Here is a 15,298-nt window from a genome sequence, read left to right on the forward strand (position 1 = left end):
GGCGCGAGTATACTGAGAGCGCCCACCATGGAGACGCGCGCCGAGCTCATCCAGGAAGAGACCGCCGTCATCTCGGGTCGTCCGCTGGAGCTGTCGAGGAGCGCCGCCGGCGACGCGCTCCCCGCGGGCGCGGTCGTCGCGGGGTACCTGCTCGACGACGTGCGCCTCGGGGGCGGCTTCGGCGTCGTGCACCGCGCCTGGCCGCTCGACGGCGGCGCGGCGGTCGCGCTGAAGGTGCTCCGCCGCGAGCTGTCGCTCCTGCCCGCGATGCTCCGGCGTTTCCAGCAGGAGGCGGAGGTGCTCGCGCGCCTCGAGCACCCGGCGATCGTCGAGGTCCGCGGCGTAGGCGCGCTCGATGACGGCCGGCCGTACATCGTGATGGAGTGGGTGGAGGGCCGGAGCCTCGCGGCCGAGCTCCGCGCGCGCGGCGCGTTCTCGCCGGCCGAGGCGGTCGCGCTGCTCGAGGAGGTCCTCGGCGCGCTCGCGGCCGCGCACGCGATCGGCGTCGTGCACCGCGACGTGAAGGCCGAGAACGTCATGGTCCGCCCCCGCGCCGGCGTGAGCGGCGCGCTCGGCGTGAAGCTCGTCGATTTCGGCATCGCCAAGCTGCTCGAGCCGCTGGGCGGCGGGCGCGGCGGCAAGAGCAGCAGCCTGGTCCTCGGCACGCCGCTCACGATGGCGCCGGAGCAGATCCTCGGCGGCGCGGTGGACGCGCGCACCGACGTCTACGCGGCGGGCCTGCTCGCCTACCAGCTGGTGACGGCCGAGCTGCCGTTCCAGGGCGCGGACGCGGTCGAGACCGAGGAGATGCACCTCAGCGCGCCCCCGCCCCGCCCGAGCGAGCGCGCGCCGGTGTCGGCCGCGTTCGACGCCGTGGTGCGCCGCTGCCTCGCCAAGGCCCCGGCGGACCGCTACCCGGGCGTGACCGAGCTGCTCGCCGACCTGCGCGAGGCGGTCGCTGCGCCGGCGACCGGGGCTGCCGCGGCCGCGATCGGGGGCGCCGCGCCGGCCTCCAGAGGCGCCGCGCCGGCCTCCGGGGGCGCCGCGCCGGCGAGCGCAGGCCTCGACGAGCGCCGCGGGCCGGGTGTCGCGTTGCTCGTCGAGGCCGGGCTGGCCGCGCCGGACGACGCCGGCGACGAGGCGCTCGCCGACGTGGAGCGCCTGCTCGAGGCGGCGCGGGCGGCGCTCTGCCGGCTCGGGGCCACGCTCGTGGTCGAGAGCGCCGACGCGCTGCTGGCGACGCTGCCCGCCCCTGACGAGCATGCCCGAGAGCGGGCGCTCGGCTGGGCGCTCGACCTCTGGGCGGAGCTCGGCGCGCGGGCCGACGCGAGCCCCGAGGTCGTCCCCCGCCTCGCCCTGCACGCGGCCGCGCCGGAGGCGCTGCGCTCCTGGACGCCCGGCGCGACCGGGGCGGGCGTCTTCATGACCGACGCGTTCGCCGAAGGGCTCGAGCGCGCGCCGCCCCCTGCCGCCGGCGGTGCGCTGCGCCGGGTGGCGCCCTGACCGCCGCGGCGGGCTGACCCGGACACGCGCGGCTGCCACTGCCACAGGCGGTGTGACAGGGTCGGTGTGACAGGGGACGGTCTGGCCAGCGGCAGGCCGGGCGCTTGCGCGGAGCCGCCCGGCCGCGACGCGCGACGGCTCGCCATCTCGGCGCGGCCGCGCTCGCTGGTCCCGCTCTTGCGATGGGCCTCGGGCGGAGACGCCGCCGCGGCCGGGCCACATTGGGGTCCGATGGGCGGACAGGCAGCCTCCGCTCGAGAACAAGAAAAGGAAACCTCACCATGCCTATCGTTCGATCCACGATCACCCTCGCTGCCCTCCTCGCCGTCTTCGCTCCTGGCTGCGCCGTCGACGCGACCGACTTCGATCCCGCGGTGGACGCGCTCGCCGAGGGCGCGCCCGCCGCCGAGGCGGAGGACTGGACCATCGGCACGGTCACCGTCAACCCGACGTGGGACTCGGGCGCGACAGCCAACCTCGCGGTCCGTTACGTCAAGTGTCAAGTCGAGTACGGCCCGGAGTACATGTTGACCGGCCTCGACGTGTACGAGGGCAACGTCGGCCAGTTCATCGGCAGGATGCGGGGGCAGTGTAGGCAGTACGATCTTACGGACGACACCCTCCCGCAGGGGGCGTCTGGAACGAAGAACTTCTTCCTCTCGGGGTTCCAAGACACCGTCCTGCACGCCATCGACATCCCCTCGATCGACGCCTACCCCACCGGCGTGACGCTGACGGTGAACAACGCCAGCGGACACGTGAAGAACATCAACATCCAGTACGCCGAGAAGACGACGGCCGGCCAGGCGATCGCGTCGAGCTCGCCGCTCTACACGGCCGACGCGCTCGGGTACGGCGGGGACGAGGTGCTCCTCTCCTGTGAGGACCAGGAGGTGATGACGGGGATGCAGCTCAGTTATGACACGACGAACGGCCACATCAGGAAGCTGGAGATCTTCTGCAGGACGCTGGACTTCATCTGAGCGGGCCGGCGCAGCGCCCCTCGCGGTCCCTCGCCTCCCCCTCCCGCCGGCGTGCACGTCGGCAAGCGCGCGGCGATCCCGGCGCCCCCTCGATCCGCAGCCGCTCGCGGCCCCCGCCCGAGCCCCCATCCCGATCGCTCCCCGCGAGCACGTCCCCCAGCGTCGCTCGTCTGCGCAGCCGTCCGAGGGCCCTCCGTTCCTCCCCTGCCCTGCTTCTCATGAACGATTCCCTGCGCCGCACCTCCCTTCGATTGCGGTAGGCCCGCTGGGAGGGTGGCCGCCGCGCGGCGCAGGGGACGGGCTGTTGTCTGAGCCCACAGGACGTCGTGTCTCCGCAGTGCGCAGCACGGAGGGGACACGACGTGCAAGGCGAGTTCAGCCCGTCCCCTGCGCCGCGCGGCCACCCTCCCAGCGGGCCGGTCAGCTCGCGAATGCGTACACACGCCACGCAACCGGTGTCCCTGTCACCGACACAGGAAATGTGACATCGCCGATGTGCCAGCGGACAGCTGGACCTGTGGCAGCCACCCCCCGGAGCGGGACCGTCGCGCGACGCGCGGCGGCGGTCGCGCCGCCTGATCCCGGCCCGCTCTCAGCTCGAAAGGCCGCTCCCCTTCGGTGGCCGTCCGTGGAGGTCGAGACCTCCGCGCGCGCTGGCGCCGCTGTTGCAATGCCTCTCCGCCAGAGGCGCCGCCGCGACCGGACCCACGCTGGGTCCGCTGCGTGAACCGGCCGCCTCCGCTTCGAGAGCCAAGGAAGGAACTACCACCATGCGCACCGCTCGCTCCATGTTCACCCTCGCCATCACCACGGCCGCCGCGCTCGGCGCCGTCACGCTCAAGGCCGGCACCGCCGCGGCCGCGAGCGCCTGCCATGACTTCTCCGGCCTCGCGGCCGGGACGACGTTCGGGGTCGGCGCTGTCGTCCCCGCGCTCAACGCCACCGCCGCGTTCACGCCGTTCGAGTTCCCCGGGGGTGGCTGGACCTTCGGCGGCTTCGCGGAGATCGTCGCGTCGAACAACGCGGCCGGCTCGCCCGCCCAGGAGCTCGAGGAGAACAACATCAACCTCGCGCTCGTGTTCAACACGCCGTCGGACTGGGTCCGCTTCCGTTACGCCGACCTCGGAGGGAACGTGAACCTCGCCGTGAACGGCGATTTCGTCAACGTGCCGAACCTCAGCGCGCTGAACGGCGTCGTCCTGGGAGGGGCGCTGATCGACGTCAACTTCGTCGTGGGCGCCGGGATCGAGCGCGGCAGGGTCACGATCACCCCGCTGGCCGGGGCCGTGATCACCGACGTCCGCGTGGGAGGACAGGAGTTCTACCTCGACGACCTGTGCCGCCACTGGTAGCCCCGGACGCAGGCCCCGGCGCGGCGCGCTCCGCGCCCGACGCGCCCGTGAAGAGGGGGATCCTCATGCCGCTTGCCCCTCGTCATCGCGTCGCGCCGCGCGCCTTGCGCGGCCGGCCGCCCACGGGGCGAGGGCTCGGCGGTTTTTGCTTGGTCCGCTTCTCTCGAGGTGCCCGCCCCGGCAGGCACATCACCCGCGCGGCGACGGACATGCCCTCGACAAACGCCTCGCGCGTCGCGGCGGCGTACTTCAGGCCGCGCGCCGAGGCGTACAGGGTGTCCGCGAGCTGGCGCCCGGTCACCCCCGCGGGCGCGTAGGCGTCCACCAGCCCGGACGCGCGCAGGGCCTCCGCCACGGCCTCGACGAACTGCCCCTCACGCTCGGCGACCATGGGGCCGACGAGATCCTTCGTGGCGGCCGCGAGGTCCGCCGCGTCGGACCCGAGCGCGCCCACGAACCGGCCGGTCCACGTGTCGAACGCGGCCACGAGCCGCTCCTCCAGCGGGCGCTCCGCGTCGGCGAGCGCGGCCGCGACGGCGGCGAGCGAGGTGTCGAGGAAGTACTCCACCGACGCGCGGAAGAGCTCCTCCTTCGCGGCGAAGTGGAGGTAGAGCCCCTGTCGCGAGACGTTCGCGGCGCGCGCCACCTCGTCCATCGACGTCTTCCGGAATCCGAAGCGCAGGAACACCGTCAGCGCCGCGTCCATCAGCTTGCGGCGCCGCTGGTCGTCGGCGGATCTGCCCGTGGAGCTCTCTTCGCTCACGATGACCAAGCTTGACAGGATGGCCTCAACTTGTCAACCATCACCTTGACAAGATGAGCCCGGATTGTAAACATCGTCCGGTGCGCTCGCCCGACCATCTGCCCGATGTCGCGCCCCCGGAAGGCGGCGGCGCCGCCTCCCCCGGCGAGCCGGCCGCGACGCCGCCGCCTGCTCCCCAGCCCGGCCTGGCGGCGGCCGGCCGCGCCCTCCGGGGCGCGAAGATCGGCGCGGTGGCCGCCGTGGTCGCGCTCCTCGTCGCGGCGCAGCGGGCGGGCCTGCTCGAGATCTTCGGCGAGCCCGCGCGGATCAAGCAGGCGCTCGTGGAGCTCGGGCCGTGGGGTTATGTCGCGTTCGTGGCGGCGTACGCCGCGCTCCAGCCGTTCGGCGTGCCGGGTACGGTGTTCATCCTGGCGGCGCCGCTCATCTGGCCTTGGCCGGTGGCGTTCGCGCTCTCGATGGCGGGCACCATGGCGGCGAGCGTCGTCGGCTTCTCGTTCGCGCGCTTCGTCGCGCGCGACTGGGTAGCGAGGCGGGTGCCCGCGCGCTTCCGCGCCTACGACGAGGCCCTCAGGCGGCGGGCGTTCTTCACGGTGTTCATGCTCCGCCTCGTCCTCTGGATGCCGCCCATGCTCCACGTGTTCTTCGGCGTCTCCGGGGTGCGCTTCTCGACCCATTTCTGGGGCTCGCTGGCCGGGTATCTCCTTCCCTTGCTGGCGACTGCGTACTTCGGAGAGCGGGTCTTCGACGCCCTGCGCGACGCGCCCCCCTCGGTGTGGATCGGCATCGGCGCCGCGCTGATCGCCGTCACGGTCTTACTCTGGCTCGCCAGGCGCTGCGCCAGGCAGGAGGTCGTCCCGTCATGAACGATTCTCAGCGTCGCAAAGGGCTCCGGATCGAGCGCGCCCGCGCCTCCGCTCAGTTCAAGGACGGCAAGTTCCGGAACCCGTCGGGCGCCGGCCCGGCGATGAATGGCTCGGCGTGGCCCATCCTCGGCGAGTACTTCTTCGGTCGCGAGCGGCGGGTGCCGCCCGGTCCGCTGCCCCTCGTGCGGCCGCACGAGGCCTGGACGCGACGGAGCGCGACCGGCCTCAGGGTCACGTGGCTCGGCCACAGCACCGTGCTGCTCGAGATCGACGGCCGCCGCGTCCTCACCGATCCGGTGTTCGGCGAGCGCGCCTCCCCCGTCTCGTTCGCGGGCCCGCTGCGCTTCCACCCCGTCCCGGCCGCGCTCGAGGAGCTGCCGCCGCTCGACGTGGTCCTCCTGTCGCACGACCACTTCGATCACCTCTGCGCTCCGACGATCGAGGCGCTGGCTCGCACGCGTGTCCCCATCGTCACGGCCCTCGGCGTGGGCGTGCACCTCGAGGCGCTCGGCGTCGACCCCGCGCGGATCACCGAGCTCGACTGGCACGAGCGCGCGGTGGTGGGCGGCGTCCGGTTCACCGCGACGCCCTCGCAGCACTTCTCGGGTCGCGGGCCGACGAGCGGCAACAAGACGCTCTGGGCTTCGTGGGTCATCGAGGCAGAGCGGCGCAAGGTCTTCTTCTCCGGCGACACGGGGCTCACCCCCGAGTTCGCGGACGTCGGCCGGAGCCACGGTCCCTTCGACCTGGTGATGCTCGAGGTCGGCGCGTACCACCCCGCGTGGGGGGCGATCCACCTCGGCCCCGAGAACGCGCTGACCGCGTTCCAGATGCTCGGCGGCGGCACGCTCCTGCCGGTCCACTGGGGCACGTTCGACCTCGCCCTCCACGGCTGGGACGAGCCGGCCGAGACGTTGCTCTCCCTGGCGGCCGAGCGCCGCGCGCGCGTCGTGACGCCGCGCATCGGCGAGGCCTTCGAGCCCGATCACGACCGCGCGCCGATCCCGTGGTGGCGCGCGGTCGCCGGCGCTCGCTGACGGGGGCGAGGCGCTCCCTTGCTTCGCGGCCGCCCGGCGGGGTAGCCTCCGGCAATGGCGCGAATCCATCTCATCATCGGTCCGGTGGGCGCAGGCAAATCGACGTTCGCACGGCAGCTTTGCCGCGAGCACTCCGCCGTCAATCTGAACCTGGACGAGTGGATGGCGCAGCTGTTCAGACCCGACCGGCCGGAGTCGGGGGTCATGGAATGGTACATCGAACGCACCGCGCGTTGCGTCGAGCAGATCTGGAAGCTCACGAGGAACATGATCGACGTGGGCACGAACGTCGTGCTGGAGATCGGCCTGATCCTCCGGCGCGACCGCGACCGGCTCTACCGACGCGTGGACGCCGCAGGGTACGCGTTGACGATCTACGTGCTGGACGCGCCCCGCGAGCTGCGCCGCGAGCGGGTGGAGCAGCGCAACCGCGAGAAGGGCGACACGTTCTCCATGGTGGTTCCGCCTCCTATCTTCGACCTGGCGAGCGACATGTGGGAATCGCCCGAAGAGGCCGAGTGCCGCGGACGCGACGTCCGGTTCATCGACACCTCGGGTCAGGCGGCGGTCCCTCCTCGGGCGAGCGCGACGTGATCGCGACAGCTGGGCCGCCCGCTCTGTGGCCGCTCCGCTGTCGTCAGATGAACCGCGCCGTGATGCTCCGCGCGCAGCCCTTCAGCTCCTGCGGCGGCCCCTCGAACAGCACCTCCCCCCCGGCGCTGCCCCCCTCCGGGCCGAGGTCGATGATCCAGTCGGCCTGCCGGATCACGTCCAGGTGGTGCTCGATCAGGACGACCGTGTTCCTGGCGTCCACCAGCCGGTCGATGATGCCCATGAGCAGCCCGATGTCGGAGAGGTGAAGCCCGGTGGTGGGCTCGTCCATCACGTAGATGCTGCCCTGTTTGTGGAGCTCGGTGGCGAGCTTCAGGCGCTGCCCCTCCCCGCCCGACATCGTGCTGAGCGGCTGGCCCAGCTTCAGGTATCCCAGGCCCACGTCGTTCATGGCCTGCAGCACGGCCTTGACCTTCTTCTCGGTGAAGAAGGCCAGGGCTTCCTCCGCGGTCATGTCCAGCACGTCGCTGATCGTCTTGCCGCGCAGCGTGTACGCCAGCACCTCGGCCTTGAAGCGCTTGCCCTCGCAGATCTCGCAGGTGGAGGTGATGCCCTCCATGAACGCCAGATCGGTGTACACCACGCCCAGGCCGTTGCAGTTCGGACAGCAGCCCTCCGAGTTGAAGCTGAAGAGCGAGGCGCTCACCTTGCTCGCCTTCGCGAACGCCTGCCGGATGTCGTCCATGATCCCGGTATAGGTGGACGGGGCCGAGCGGCTGTTCGCCGTCACGCGGGACTGATCGATCACGATCGCGTCCGGGTGCTGCTCCAGGAAGACCTCGTTGATCAACGTGCTCTTGCCGGAGCCGGCGACCCCCGTCACCACGGTCAGCACCCCCGTGGGGATGTTCACCGTGACGTTCTTCAGGTTGTGCAGGGTGGCGTTCTTGATGGGCAGATGCCCGGTGGGTTTCCGCACCTTCTGCTTGATCGGCAGGTGCTGCTTGAGGAACTTCCCGGTCAGCGTGTCGGCGCCCTTGAGGGCCTCGTAGCTCCCCTCGAAGACCACCCTGCCGCCGTGGGCCCCGGCCTTCGGGCCGATGTCCACCACGTGATCCGCGATGGCGATCACATCGGGATCGTGCTCGACGACCAGCACGGTGTTGCCCTTGTCGCGCAGCTTCTTCAGCAGGGTGTTCAGGCGGGCGACGTCGCGCGCGTGCAGCCCCACGCTGGGCTCGTCGAGGATGTACAACATGTCGGTCAGGCTGTTGCCGAGATGCCGGATCATCTTCACGCGCTGCGACTCGCCGCCGGACAGGGTCGAGGTCTCCCGGCTGAGGCTCAGGTAACCCAGCCCGATGTCCACGAGGTGCTGCAAGCGCTCGGTGAGCCTGGCCGAGAGCCTCACGGCGACCGGATCGGTGAAGCCCTCCAGGAGCTTGATCAGCTCCGTCGCCTCCAGGTCGGAGAGCTCGGCGATGTTCCGGCCGTTGATCCTACAGTTCAGCGCCGGCTGGTTGAGCCTCGCGCCGTGGCACGCCGGGCAGGTCTGCGAGGTGGTGAACTGCTCGAACACGGCCCGGTTGCGGTCGGACATCGCCGCCGCGTCCTTCTTGAGGTACATGCGGGTGAAGCGCTCGACGAGGCCCTCGTACTTGGAGCCGAACTCGCCGAAGGAGACCTTCACGTCGGCGCCGTACAGGAGGGCGTGGAGCTCGTTGTCGCTGTAGTCCTTGATCGGTTTGTCGCTGTCGAAGAGGCCCGAGAGCGGGTACATCTTCCACATCCACTTGCCGACCTTGAAGTCCGGGTGGAGGATCGCGCCGCCGTTCAGCGACTTGCTGCGATCGAGGAACCTCTCCAGATCGAGCTGAACGGTCTTGCCGATGCCCTCGCACTCCGGGCACATCCCCTGCGGGGTGTTGAACGAGAAGGCGTAGGCCGGCCCCGCCTGGGGCTCTCCCACCCGCGAGAAGAGCAGCCGCAGCAACGCGGAGATGTCCGTGTAAGTCCCCGCGGTCGAGCGCGAGCCGCCCCCGACCCGCTTCTGATCGATGATGATCGGCGCGTTCAGGTGCTCGATGCGGTCGACGTCGGGCTGGCCGTAACGCGGCAAGAAGCCCTGCACGAACGCGGTGAAGGTCTCGTTGAGCTGGCGCTGCGCCTCGGCGGCGATCGTGTCGAAGACCAGCGAAGATTTCCCGGAGCCGGACACGCCGGTGAACACCGTGATCTTCTGCTTCGGGATGTCCAGCGAGACGTCCTTGAGGTTGTTCTCGCGCGCGCCGCGGACCTCGATGAACTGGCGTTCCATCACGTCACCTCGTGGCTAGGAGGCGCTGGAGCGTCGCTCATGGCCGCGCAGGCGCCCGGGGCGCCGCCGCGCGTGCTGCCAAAACGCCCCTCACGCCTCGACATCGGCCGGGTCCTCTAGCCCGCGGGGGAAGGGAAAGCAAGGCGGTCGAGGGGCCGCCGGTAGCTGGTCAGTCACCTGGTCAGTGAGCGCCGCCCTCCCGCGTGAACGGCGCGGTCACGCCGTTCGGGATGCGCGGCTACCAGGTCAGTGGGCGCCGTTGGCCCGCGTGAACGGCACGGTCACGCCGTTCAGGATGCGCGTCGTCTCGCAGACCCGGCGCCACGGCTCATGGTACGAGAAGATGGCGCCCGTGCCCGCGGGATCCGGCACGGTGAGCTCGGTGCCCGCGGCGGGCAGGCCGATGGGCCCGCCGGCGGGGATGGGCGGTGAGGAGAGGAACGGCGAGAGGCCGGATTGCACACCCGGCGGGCGCGGGTGGATGTGCGTGAACGGCGTCGCCAGCTCGGTCGGGCTGTGGCAGCCGTTGCACGTGGCGAGCGCGAAATGGTGGCGCTCGATGGGATTCAGCGGCGTCGTCGCGGTGTGATCCCAGAACGGCCCAGGCCCGGGCGGGGGCGAGGTCGACTCGCCGCCGAGCAGCGGGACCGGGATCGGCGTCTGGGTGAAGTCGATCAGGTTGGGCGAGCCGGTCCAGAGCGCGTTGGGGTCGAGGTAGCCGTCGAGCGCGCCCGACGCGTTCAGGCTGTCGTCCGGCGTCTGCTTGGTCGTGTCCGGCAGGAGCAACGCGGCGTTGGGCCCCAGGCCGACCTGCTGGAGCGTGCTCTCGCGGAGCTTCCAGTCGGGCCCGAAGATGATCTCGTTGGTGCGCACCTGGGCGATGGCGCTGCCGAAGTTGAGCGCGCCGGGCTCCGCCCCCGGCGAGGTGATGTCGGTGAGCAGCGACTCGAGGTAGGCGAGGTACGGGGGCGAGCCGATCGGCCCGAGGGACGGGTCGCTCAGCTTGTGAAAGGCGCTCGCCCAGTCGAAGGTCGTGGCCGGAGCCCCGCCGCGCTGCGACGGGAGGCTGTACTCGAGGATGACCGTGGCCGGGAGCGGGTTGCCGCTCGGCAGATCGAAGAGGCCGAAGACGAACCGCACCTCGCCGGCGCTCGGAGGGCCGCCGTAGAGCGGGGACGGGTCCTGCAGATCGGCGCGGTTGAGGATGGCGAGGAGGCGGAAAGGCGCCCTCCTGATGTCGAGCGGGCAGGCGCCCGGGCCGACGATGGGCGCCCCGGCGGCGCAGCCGCTGGCGACGAGCCACGGATCGATGAGCGTGGGCCGGATCCCCGGCCGCGCCGGCACGGCGAAGCCGTTGACGACGTTCGGCACCTCCCACGCGTGCAGCCACTCGGCCACGAATTGGTGGACCGGCGTCCCGCCGGCCATCTGGCGCATGAGCATGCCGAAGGTCCACGCGGCCGGGGAGCCGCCGGAGGGGCAGGAGCCGGACCAGGTGGTGCGGCAGACGTCGTCGACGACGGCGACATCGCGGATGAGCAGCTCGCGGTCGAAGTCGACGGGCAGCGGGAGCGGCGGCCAGAGCGCCGGATTCAAGTAATCGCAATCGGTGACGAGCGACTGCGCCGCCTCGCCGAGCGGACCGTCATCCCCGGACCCCGAGATCCCGGCGTCGAGGGTGCAAGCCCCGATCGCGAGGCCGGCCAGCGCGCACAAACTCGATGTTCTTTGCATGGATAAGAAGGCACCTTTCTCGCGTGGGCCGCGGCTCCATGCCCGCTGGAGCGCACGGCGCGAACGCCCCGGCTGGAGCTCCAGGCGGGGGGGAACTGCTATAGATGCGGAATACCAGTATGTACAGTGACTTGGATCACGGGATCTTGGAGTCTTCGTGACGGCCCCGAGCGCAGGAGGGTGTCGGCGCATGTGGTTGCATGAATTGTCGTAGGCAGTCGGACGTGCGCCTACCCACTTCACGCGAGGACACGAGCGCTTCGCCATCGGCCCAAGCTTGCTCGGGCCTCCGGCGCGGCCGGCAGCCCGATCAGCCGACCGATCGCCTCGTGAAGCGCGGGGTCCCCGCGCTCACTCGCTCAGTAACGGAGCGAGCCAGGGCACGGCCGGCAGGTCGCCGTAGACTCGGGTCTTCCATTCCTCGTCGGTGAGGCGCACCAGGCCCTCTTCGAGGACCTCGTGGTAGGCGGAGACGACGCCCGCGTACGCGCGGGGACCCTGGCAGGACTCGACGGTCACCACCATCAGGCGCGGCGAGCCGGTGCCCACGTGAAGCACGCTGGGCGGGCGAGAGACCGGCAAGTCGCCGCCGATGTCGGTGTGCACGTCGGTGATGGCGGGATCCATCTCCACGGCCTGCAGCGGGTCGAAGTGGAGCTCGCTGTACCAGCCCGTGTGGCCGAGCACGGTCCCGTCGCAATTCACGTTGGCCGTGACGGCCCGGTTGATGAACGCGAGGTGCTCCTCGGTGTGCGGCTGGCCGCTGCGCTGGGCGCGCGCCATCTCGGCCAACGTGAGGTTGATGCGCGCGACGCGCGCAAAGTAGTCCTCGACCTGGCTGCCGAAGCTCGGCTCGAGGTCGAGCGCGGCGGTGAGCGCTTGCGCGCGCTCGGCGAAGCCGACCACGGCCTCGAAGAACTCGGGGTAGGGATCGACGTAGGCGTCCGGATACTCGCACGACGCGTTCGACGTGTACGACTGCTTCACGTAGAGCACGTTGTTGTGGCGGAGCTGCGCCCACGAGCTGAGCTGCGTGTTGAGCAGCCGGCGGCCCCAGGCGTCGCTGCGGGCCACCGCGGGCAGGTCCTCCGCCGGGGCGCCCGCTCCGGGCGACAACGTGCGGAGCGCGCCGAGCCAGCTCGTGTACAGGCTGCCCTCCCAGTACTGCTCGGGGTGCTCGTCGACCAGCACGCGCAGCGCGGAGAGCTCACCGGGATAGCCGGCTTCGGCGTCGAGCTCGTCGCCGAGCAGGCCGATCGCCTGGTCGTTGCCCAGCGCGGCGAAGGCCACGTCGAGCGGGTCGGGCACGACGCGCGTGGGCAGGCGGTCGTAGACCAGGTTCGAGAAGACATGGCTGTCGACCGTGTAGCGCTGACCGAACAGCGCGAAGCTCAGGTTCAAGGGGAAGGTGCCCGCGCCGCCGGCCTGGCGCCGCATCACGTGGCTGGCGATCCGCTGCTCGCCGAACTGACCTTCGACGAGCGCGCCGGCGAGGGACGCGTCGTCGACGGCGGCGATCCCTTCGGGAGCGTTCAACGCGGTGAGCAGATCGTCCACCTCCGGCAGCGTCATGTAGTCGTGCTCGCCCACGAACGCGCTGATGGTCGCGTCGATCGACAGGTATTCCGCGAACGCGCTCGGGTCGAGGAGCCGGCGCAGCGCGATGGCGCTCTCGACCTGCCTGCGCCGCAAGAGCTGGCTGCCGTCGCTTTGCGTCTCGATCAGACGAAAGTCGATGCGGCCGAGCCAGATCATGCTGCGGAAGTAGCTCTCCAGCTCCCGATCGCCGGCGTAGTGTCCGCGCGGCTTGAACTGGGAGAAGTCGATGCTCCGCGTCACGCCGAACAGCACGCGTTCCTGTATTCCGTCGGCGTCCATGGCGGCGTCGACGAAGCTCTGTACCCCTGGATGCTCGCGGGGGTCGACCTTGCCGCCGTTCAAGAGCGACACAGCCACGCCCAGATAGAAGTTCAGATCGGAGGCCACCTCCGGATCCAGCGTGTCGGCCGTTTCGATCAGCGAGCTGCGGATCGCGGTCAGCAAGCGCTCGAGTCGAGGCCGCAGCGCCTCCTTCTCCAGCTGCTGGAGGATCTTGTCGTGCGAGCGGTAGATGGCTTCCAGCACCATGTCGCTGCTGATGAACACCGGCAGATCCGCCATGTAAATCTGGGAGTAGCCAAGGGCAAACGACGGGAATCGGCTGTCCGCGCCGATGGCGAAGCCCGTTTGCGCCAGGCGCTCCTTCGGAGCGTCGGGAGACGGGTAGAAGGCGGCCAGAATCTGGTCTAGGCTCGCCGCGGTGAGCGGGTCGTAGCCGAGGTCAGGCTCGAACTCGACGGCGTGGCTCGCTCGCAGCTCGTCCGCGGTCGAGCGCCGTGCCTCCTCGAGCCTCTTTACCAGGGCGTCAACACCGGCCGGCGCGGAGACCGTGACTTCGGTGCCAGGGTCAAGCTCGCTCGGCACATCGGCGATGGCGCCGGGATCAGGGCCGCCGGGTCCACTCGAGCAGGCGCAGAGCAGCGCCAGCAGCGGCAGCGCCCCCCTCGTCCCGCGCCCAAACCAGCTCATCATCGTTCGCGTCATGTCATGCCTCCCGCTCCCCCGGTCCAAATGTGCCACGACAAAGCGGGGGAACCGAGACCTGCGAACAGCAACAGACATGCCAAGCGTAGCGAAGCCCCCTCCAGGAGGAACGGCCCTCGGCCGGATGGACTGCGCCGCTTCCCGCCGCGATAACGGTGACCTCCGGCTGCCGCGCTGAGGAGCTGCCGTGTGCCCCGCGGGCAGAGGGGTTACTCGACCACCCGGACCGTGGCGTCGAGCAGGTTTACGCCGTTCGCGCTGTCCCACGTCGCGCCGCTCGAGAGCCGGATCGCGTAGCGTGGATCGTCGCGCAAGCGCTCGGACCCGTCCGGGAGCCACAGGCCCAGCTGATAGTCGCCCGGGGGGAGATCGGCCGGAACCTGCGCCTGCAGGCAGAGATCGCTCCCGGCGCCCGGCGCCCAGCGGCGCGGCTCGGCGTCGACCTCGAGGACGTGCCACGCGGCGCCCTGCTGGAGCACGAGGTAGACCGGGCGCGGATTGAAGGCCCGGGCGTACCCGTCGTTGAACACACGCCCCCGGAGGGGCAGCGACTGCCCGCGGGCGACCTGTCCGGGGGACTCGTGACCCATCACGGCGAATCGGTAGCCGAGGCGGCAGGCGATGGTCTCGAAGCAGCCCTCGGCCTTCCAGTCCGCGATCACGTCGGGGTGATAGTCGGTGTGGAGGAAGCTCCAGTGATGCAGGGAGAGCTCGGCGAGCGCCGAGGCGCACTGGCTGCGTGGGGGGTTGAGACCACACGTCTCGCCCCCGACGGGCACGAACGCGGAGTCCTCGATGGCGTACTCCCTCTCGCCCGGCAGCTGGTAGGTGCCGGCGTCGTCGTCGCTCGCGAGGAAGCAGTCGTTCTGGTGCCCGACGCGCGACAGCGGCGCCCCGGAGAACGCCGTCCTCGCGGGCGCGCCGTCCATCGTACGATGAGACACGGTCGATGCCACCGGCGCTGCGTGCCCGAGCGCGAGGCACGGAGCGAGGGGCTGCGCCGGGCTCGTACACTCGTGCCCAACGTGGACAGCGAGCCGTCTGCCTCGCTGCACGCCGGCGGCCCGCTGCTCGGCATCGTCGATGTCGCCAGGCTCGTCGGCGCCTCTCGTAAGACGGTATTGGCTGTGGTCGCCGGCCTTCCCCTTCCATGGGCGGCGCGCGACGGACGGCGCGCTACTGAAGCGGCTGGTACAGCTGGATGAGGTTCCCGCAGGTGTCCGACAACACCGCGATCATGACCGGGCCCGCCGCCGTGGGCTCCCTGGTGAACGCGACCTGGCGCTCCTTGAGGCGCGCGAACTCGGCCTTGAGGTCCGTCACCTCGAACGCCGTGAGCGGGATGCCCTGCGAGAACAGCGCCTGCTGGTACGTCTTGGCCGCCGGGTTGGCGTTCGGCTCCAGCACGAGCTCGATGTCGTCGGGCCCCTCCGGCGAGACCAGCGTGATCCACCGGTACTCCCCGAGGGGGATGTCGTGCTTCTTCTTGAAGCCGAGCACCTCGGTGTAGAACTTGAGCGCTCGGTCCTGGTCCTCGACTATGATGCTGTTTAGCTTGATCTTCATCGATCACCTCGCTGAAGGGACGGTTCGAGGGCGACTCTGCCAGGA

General features: G+C 70.8%; 12 protein-coding genes. 6 read left to right on the forward strand and 6 right to left on the reverse strand.

The genetic code is table 11. From position 1 onward, the window contains the following. Positions 1 to 27 precede the first annotated feature (27 nt). From WMF43_RS27150 to WMF43_RS27160, 3 genes are all read left to right on the forward strand, one after another. On the forward strand, positions 28 to 1,503 hold the full coding sequence (locus tag WMF43_RS27150) for a serine/threonine-protein kinase (protein WP_437668870.1): 1,476 nt from the start codon (positions 28 to 30) through the stop codon (positions 1,501 to 1,503). A gap of 281 nt (positions 1,504 to 1,784) precedes the next feature. Continuing rightward, positions 1,785 to 2,486 carry a hypothetical protein gene (locus WMF43_RS27155; protein ID WP_437668871.1) on the forward strand — a complete coding sequence of 234 codons (702 nt, stop codon included), beginning with the start codon at positions 1,785 to 1,787 and terminating at the stop codon, positions 2,484 to 2,486. A gap of 770 nt (positions 2,487 to 3,256) precedes the next feature. After that, entirely contained in the window at positions 3,257 to 3,838 is a 582-nt protein-coding gene (locus WMF43_RS27160) for a hypothetical protein (RefSeq protein WP_437668872.1), read from the forward strand. Positions 3,839 to 3,920: 82 nt separating this feature from the next. Here WMF43_RS27160 and WMF43_RS27165 read toward each other — a convergent pair whose 3' ends face one another. Further along, positions 3,921 to 4,601, reverse strand: coding sequence for a TetR/AcrR family transcriptional regulator (locus WMF43_RS27165; RefSeq protein ID WP_437668873.1), 681 nt, complete (start codon positions 4,599 to 4,601; stop codon positions 3,921 to 3,923). 80 nt (positions 4,602 to 4,681) lie between these two features. Between WMF43_RS27165 and WMF43_RS27170 the strand changes: the two genes are divergently transcribed. From WMF43_RS27170 to WMF43_RS27180, 3 genes are read left to right on the forward strand one after another with little or no spacing between them, the layout of a single operon-like run. Then, on the forward strand, positions 4,682 to 5,464 hold the full coding sequence (locus WMF43_RS27170) for a TVP38/TMEM64 family protein (protein ID WP_437668874.1): 783 nt from the start codon (positions 4,682 to 4,684) through the stop codon (positions 5,462 to 5,464). Further along, a complete protein-coding gene (locus WMF43_RS27175) occupies positions 5,461 to 6,501 on the forward strand; it encodes an MBL fold metallo-hydrolase (protein WP_437668875.1) in 1,041 nt (346 codons plus the stop codon). Before WMF43_RS27170 ends, WMF43_RS27175 begins: the two co-directional genes overlap by 4 nt. A 54-nt stretch (positions 6,502 to 6,555) precedes the next feature. Further along, entirely contained in the window at positions 6,556 to 7,095 is a 540-nt protein-coding gene (locus WMF43_RS27180) for an AAA family ATPase (RefSeq protein ID WP_437668876.1), read from the forward strand. 43 nt (positions 7,096 to 7,138) lie between these two features. Here the strand turns inward: WMF43_RS27180 and WMF43_RS27185 are convergent, their stop codons facing one another. The 5 genes from WMF43_RS27185 to WMF43_RS27205 form a co-directional block, all read right to left on the reverse strand. Continuing rightward, positions 7,139 to 9,370, reverse strand: a complete 2,232-nt coding sequence (locus WMF43_RS27185; RefSeq protein ID WP_437668877.1) for an ATP-binding cassette domain-containing protein — start codon at positions 9,368 to 9,370, stop codon at positions 7,139 to 7,141. Positions 9,371 to 9,616: 246 nt separating this feature from the next. After that, a complete protein-coding gene (locus WMF43_RS27190) occupies positions 9,617 to 11,104 on the reverse strand; it encodes a hypothetical protein (protein WP_437668878.1) in 1,488 nt (495 codons plus the stop codon). 351 nt (positions 11,105 to 11,455) lie between these two features. Beyond that, on the reverse strand, positions 11,456 to 13,675 hold the full coding sequence (locus WMF43_RS27195) for a DUF3160 domain-containing protein (RefSeq protein ID WP_437668879.1): 2,220 nt from the start codon (positions 13,673 to 13,675) through the stop codon (positions 11,456 to 11,458). A 221-nt stretch (positions 13,676 to 13,896) separates the two neighbouring features. Continuing rightward, positions 13,897 to 14,631, reverse strand: a complete 735-nt coding sequence (locus WMF43_RS27200) for a DUF4832 domain-containing protein (RefSeq protein WP_437668880.1) — start codon at positions 14,629 to 14,631, stop codon at positions 13,897 to 13,899. Between the two features lie 232 nt (positions 14,632 to 14,863). Further along, positions 14,864 to 15,253, reverse strand: coding sequence for a VOC family protein (locus WMF43_RS27205; protein ID WP_437668881.1), 390 nt, complete (start codon positions 15,251 to 15,253; stop codon positions 14,864 to 14,866). Positions 15,254 to 15,298 lie beyond the last annotated feature (45 nt).

The sequence above is a fragment of the Sorangium sp. So ce131 genome (assembly GCF_051519095.1).
In the GTDB taxonomy this organism is placed as follows: Bacteria; Myxococcota_A; Polyangia; order Polyangiales; family Polyangiaceae; genus Sorangium.